Genomic DNA, 5,564 nt, shown 5'->3' on the forward strand with positions numbered 1-5,564 from the left:
ATCTCCAGCACGTCGACGGTCGCTCCGGCGGGTATCACCAAGGTTTGGTCGTAGGCGCGCGCCGTCCACTCCTCGCCGCGCATACCGCCGATGCGAACCCTGCCGTCCAGCCGGGACACCTCTGACACGACATAGGCGGGCTTACCGATTAATGCTTCTACGCCGAAACGCTCGAGCTGGGGCCGGAGCACGTGGCGACGGACGATGGGGCCGATCAGCACCACCCCGATCGTGGCGGTGACTGCGAACACAAGGAGCTGGACAGAAACGGGTAGCCCGAGTGCGGCGAAGCCCGCGGTGATCAGTGCAGCGATACCGAGCATCCCGACCGCTGCGGTGATAGTGAGCATCTCGACCACCAGCAGCACTACGGCGATGATCAACCAGATCAGCCATACATCCATGCGGCGATCCTCCTTGAACATTCGACGGGTAAGCAGGCGGGATGACCGTCACTACCTCCGTCGTGTGCGGTAGGTCACACCCTTACATTATGTCCCTGAAGCCATGCTGGCGCCGCACTGTGTTTCCGGGCGATGCGCCATTACATGACTGGATGCCGTCAGTCGCGACGGCGGAGCCGCTCGCTCATATTCGTGGATTGGCCACGCTACCGCGAGAGCTGGAGGTAGCGATGCACGAAGGCGATCGCGATACCGCCCTCACCCACGGATGCAGCCACGCGCTTCACCGATCCCGCGCGAACATCACCGACCGCGAAGATCCCGGGGGCGCTCGTTTCGAGAGCGAACGGCTCGCGGTCGGTCTTCCACTGTCCCGTCTTCATCGCGTCGGTCCCCGTCAACACGAATCCGTGCTTGTCGCGCGAGATCTCCGTAGGGAGCCAATCGGTCGCCGCTTCGGCGCCGATGAGGACGAAGAGCACCCCGGCCTGCCGTCGAGATGTCGTGCCGGTTCTCCGGTCGATGATTTCGATCGCCTCGAGCTGCTCATCTCCGTGCACCCTGACAACCTCGGATCGGGTTTCCACGCGGATGTTCGCTTTCGTTGCGATCTGCTCGATCAGGTAGTGAGACATGCTCGCTGCAAGCGACTCGCCCCGCACGACGAGTGTCACCGATCGAGCGTAATTGGAGAAGAAGATGGCGGACTGACCGGCAGAATTGCCCGCACCGATCAGATACACATCGTTTCCCTGCGCCAGACTGGCGTCGCTGCGTGCGGCACCGTAGTAGACGCCGGAGCCGACGAATCGGTCGACCGAATCGATCTGGAGGCGCCGCCACTCCACGCCCATCGCGAGCACGATCGACTTGGTTCGGAGAACATCGCCCGCGTCCAGGCTTACGGTCAGTTCTGCAGGATCGATGGCTTCGACCCGGCGGGTCACGACAATCTCGGCGCCCAGCCGCTTCGCCTGTTGCAGCGCCCGGCTCGCGAGCTCGTCGCCAGAGACCCCGAACGGGAACCCTGTGTAGTTCTCGATCCGGGTCGAGGTGCCGGCCTGCCCGCCGGGGGCGAAAGACTCGATCAGCCCTGTATGTAGGCCTTCGGAAGCGCTGTTGACCGCCGCCGTCAGACCCGCTGGCCCGCCGCCTACTATCACCACGTCGTAATGCGTCTGACCGGGCGCTACCGTCAGTCCAGCAACCGTGGCAATGACCCGCATCGTCGGCTCAATCAGCCGAGTGCCGTCGCGCAGCACCACCACTGGATAAGGGCCCGCGAGTGGGGCTCTACCTCCGCTGCGTGCGACGGCGGCAGGATCGTCTGGGTTCAGGCGCTCGTAAGGGATCTGGTTGCGATGCAGGAAGCTGTCGCAGCCGTGGACGCCCGGGTCCACGCGCGGGCCAATGATGAACATCGCGGGCTCAAGCGGCTGTGCGGTGGCGTCTCTTAGCATCTCCAGGCGCTCCAACGCGGCCGCACCGACCGTTGCGGAGACCTGGGGGGCCATGGCAGCGAGCGTGTGGAACACCTTTACGGGGACCTTCATCACGCGCGACGGCTCGATGGCTCGCATGCTGGCGGGCAATGGCGTACCTAGGGTCATCGGGATCTCGCCTCCCAGCTCCCCTGGGAGCCGGATGCCTATCACCTGCTCGACGTCGTTCACCAGCTTGGTCAGCTCGGTCCGACCCTCGACGACGACCGCTAGAAACCTGCCTTCGCCCTCGTGGGCTACGTACTCCCCGGCGACGAGGTGGATGTCCTCAACGGCGCCGGCAAGGTATTCCAGCTCATGCTCCGCAAGCGTCGAGAACAGCGGAAGCGCGGCGATCTCATCGACGGTGAACACGATTCCTTCGCATGCCTGTGATGATGCTCCGGCGCGACTGAAGATTCGTCCGATCTAGCCAATTCCCCCTCGCTCGCTGAGTGGCTTGACATCACACCCTGACGGCCCAGCCGGTGCGGGGAGGCGCAAGCCGTGATTCCCGGCAGCTCCACCAAGAAGTTTTCGTCTGAGGCGGTAAACGTATCTAAGTGGGTGCCGCGTCACGGCGGCCGTCTGGACCTTTACGCGGCGCGCTCCGCATGGGCGCGCTAAACCCAAAATCTCGCCTCGTATTCGACAGTGCGTCAAGGGGATTGGGCCGGGTGCGTCGGGATCAACTCATGCTGGGAACTGGTGTCCGACGTAGGGGACTGGCTGGCGGCTTCGAGGTCGCCCTGCAGGAATTGCTCACGCTGGGAGCCGCCGACGTCCACGCTGATGCGTCACGCAGACGACAGCGGGTTGTGGGTGTCGCGGCGGTTGACAAGGGGTCTCTCGTAAGACGGATCGCTTCGGTCCCGTGCTGAAATGCCGTTGACCCCGATGTCAGGCACGTCGGCGTACGGTATCGGCATTGTCGGCAGTACCCCGGACCATTCGATCGCGTTGGTGCGCAACATGATCCGCCATTGTCCGTCGCGACGCTCGAGACGGTCGAAATAGCGGCCACCGGCGATCCAGTTAGATTCGTCGAGGTTGCGGGCAGCGAATAGGTAGTAAGTCTCAGAATGTGCGGTGTCGCCGTCGATGTCGCAGGTGTTGTTGAGCAAGTTGTGCTGTGTGGCGATCTGCCCTCGCTCGTGCATGTGGTGTGCCCACTCGTACAGGTCGGCTGGCCCGCCGACGAAGTCGCCGGCGGCAATCTCGGCGGAGGGATGGAATGCCGAGAGGAACAGATCGCGGTCGAAGCGGTCCATGCCGCGGCAGAACCGCATCAGACAGTCGGTGATGTCCTGACGAGCAAGCAGGCATTCGAATCGGGCAAGTTGGTCAGCGTCCATGGCGTGCTCCCATGATCGGTTGCCAGATCGGTGATCCCCGCTCGGCGCGCAAGGACGGGATGGTCCTGCCGTCGATGTCGGTGACCCCATAGCGCTGTGCGAGGTCGGCGGTGATGAAGGTGCCTCCGGAGAGGCTCATCAAATCCGGATCGGTCGCCAACGCCGCGATGGCCCGGCCGGGGAACTCCGGAGAGCAGGCCACCGCAGGGCGGGTGACGATCGACTTCGTCATCTCGGGGTGGTCATTCAAGTTGCGTTGTGCCCGTTCGGTCATGGTCAGTCCTTGCCACAGTGATACCGACGCGACATTGTGCGGTTGCAGCTCGATGGCCATGTCGCGAGCCATCCGGTCTACGGCGGTCTTGCACAGTCCGAAAACGACCCCGTAGGTGTAGGTGACGCCGACGTAGCCCGATGTAGCGACAATAAGTCCAGTCCTCTGGCGCACCATGATCTGTGCGGCGAGGCGGGCGGCGATGAAGTTGGACCGCACTCCGACGTCGACCATCTCCCAGTTGGACACCGGCTTCTCCCAGAACGGTTTGGCGTCGGTGAGGTCCTCGGGCAGAGCGAACGCATTGTTGACCAGGATGTCGAGGCGGCCCTGCTCGGTTCTAACCCGGTCGAACAGAGCGGTCACCTGGTTGTCGACGGCGTGGTCGACCTGCACGGCGACCCCTCGGCCGCCGCGTCCGGTGACCTCTGCGGCTGTCTCGCCGACGGTGCCCGGCAGTTCGTGCTTACCGGCCGCGGCCGTGCGGCCGGTGACGTAGACGGTGGCACCGCATTCGCCGAGGGCCACCGCGACACCTTTGCCGATGCCGCGGCTCGCTCCGGTGACGATCGCGACTTTGCCCGCCAGCGAGATCATTCGTTGGTGTCCTTCATTCAGGCAGTTCTACCCGACCCGCGGCGCTTCGATTCCTTCGTCGCTCCCGGTCGGGCCGGAGGCCGCGGTTTCGACGAGTGACCAGTAGTTTCTTTCACGCCCGGTCAGGTCGTTCGACGTGATAGCGCCGAAGGCGGCGGCGTCGCGCTCGAATCGGACCGGCGCGTCGGGCAGCGCGTCCGGGCCCTCGAGGCGAAAACAGCTCAGTGCGAGCGGGCCGAACAGCAGGGCGCGGCGCAGGTGCGGCCAGTTATCGAGCTGTGGCTCGACCCCGGCGGCTCGAGCGAAGGTGAGGGCTACCAGGTTCATCCGAGTTTTCTGGGACGTCCCTCGCTGCGAGCGGTAAGCATTGATCGACCGCCGCTGGTCGGTATCAGAAGGCGGCGCGATCGTGCCGCCCCATGTGTATGCGATCCACCTGGCCTGGAGTTCTAGCGGCACAAAGTATCCGCCCGACTGGTCCCACATGCCCATGAAGGCCAGCCCGGGGAGGTCAGGGTGGAACGTGTAGCGGTCGGCGTCTAGATGTGCTGCGTCGAGATTGACTATGCCCCGGATGTTTTGACTCAGAAACGGTAGGCACAGATCGAACCCCGTGCCGAGCACAATCCCGTCGAACTCCTCGGCATGCCCGTCGGCGAACGTCACGGTCGCATCCGCGATGGATTTCATCCACGGGCACACCGTAATTCGTCCCTCGGCCACGAGCGGCAGGTACTGCTGGTTGACAGTGATCCCGGCGGCGAAAAGCGACGGGTCGGGCGCGGGTGCGCCGTACTGCTCCGGACTTCCTGCAGCTTCGACCACGATCTCCTTCAGCTGCCGGTCGATCTCGGCCGCCGGGAGAGTCTCACTCGCGAGGGTTCCGTAACGCGTGAAGATCCGGTGATCGGACGGGACTCCGCCGGCGAACTTCGGTAAGACGTACCGCTGTCGGCGCTGGGTTACTACAACGCGTGCTGCGCCGAGGTCGGCGAGTTCGGCGGCGACCTCGAGGGCGCTGACGGCGCAACCTGCCACCAGAATCCGCTTGCCCCGATATGGAGCGGGCCCTCTGTAGTGGTAGGTGGAGATCGCACCGGCCGAGCCTGCGAACGTGTCGAGCCCCGGCACCGAGGGGATGGTGGGAGCGTGGAATCTGCCACTTGCCACCACTACTCGCTCGAACCTTTCCTCTAGGCCCGCGTGACCGACGAGCCATCCGGCATCGTCTCGCCTCAGGAGTTCGACACGAGTGTCGAACCGGATGCGCGACGTAAGGCCGAATGTCTCGGCATAGCGATGCAAGTAGTTCAGAATCTCGCGGTTTGATGGGTAGGCAAGTTGGCTCTCGATCGCGAGGTCGCTGAAGGCAGTCATGACGCGACTGGTGTTAGTGTGCATGGCTGGCCAAACGCCGCTCCGGCCAACGAGTCCCGTCCACTGGCCGCCCAGC

The 5,564-nt window shown here is 64.2% G+C and carries 5 protein-coding genes; all 5 read right to left on the reverse strand.

Features of this window, described 5'->3' with window-relative positions:
- On the reverse strand, positions 1–404 hold a 404-nt coding region (locus tag VN856_RS04355), incomplete at its 3' end, for an NfeD family protein (protein ID WP_325686510.1).
- 206 nt (positions 405–610) lie between these two features.
- Positions 611–2,260, reverse strand: a complete 1,650-nt coding sequence (locus tag VN856_RS04360) for an FAD-dependent oxidoreductase (RefSeq protein ID WP_325686512.1) — start codon at positions 2,258–2,260, stop codon at positions 611–613.
- Positions 2,261–2,682: 422 nt separating this feature from the next.
- A complete protein-coding gene (locus VN856_RS04365; protein WP_325686514.1) occupies positions 2,683–3,240 on the reverse strand; it encodes a nuclear transport factor 2 family protein in 558 nt (185 codons plus the stop codon).
- On the reverse strand, positions 3,230–4,111 hold the full coding sequence (locus VN856_RS04370) for an SDR family NAD(P)-dependent oxidoreductase (protein ID WP_325686516.1): 882 nt from the start codon (positions 4,109–4,111) through the stop codon (positions 3,230–3,232). The genes VN856_RS04365 and VN856_RS04370 overlap by 11 nt, the downstream gene beginning before the upstream one ends.
- A gap of 27 nt (positions 4,112–4,138) precedes the next feature.
- Positions 4,139–5,563 (reverse strand): flavin-containing monooxygenase, encoded by a 1,425-nt coding sequence (locus tag VN856_RS04375; protein ID WP_325686518.1) that lies wholly within the window; start codon positions 5,561–5,563, stop codon positions 4,139–4,141.
- Between the last annotated feature and the right edge of the window lies 1 nt (position 5,564).

The organism is Mycobacterium sp. (assembly GCF_035603715.1).
Classification (GTDB): Bacteria; Actinomycetota; Actinomycetes; order Mycobacteriales; family Mycobacteriaceae; genus Mycobacterium.

Bases quoted from the DNA above. Each gene is read 5' to 3' on its own strand.
- VN856_RS04370 (WP_325686516.1), bottom strand. From the start codon at position 4,111: ATGATCTCGCTGGCGGGCAAAGTCGCGATCGTCACCGGAGCGAGCCGC.
- VN856_RS04365 (WP_325686514.1), bottom strand. From the start codon at position 3,240: ATGGACGCTGACCAACTTGCCCGATTCGAATGCCTGCTTGCTCGTCAG.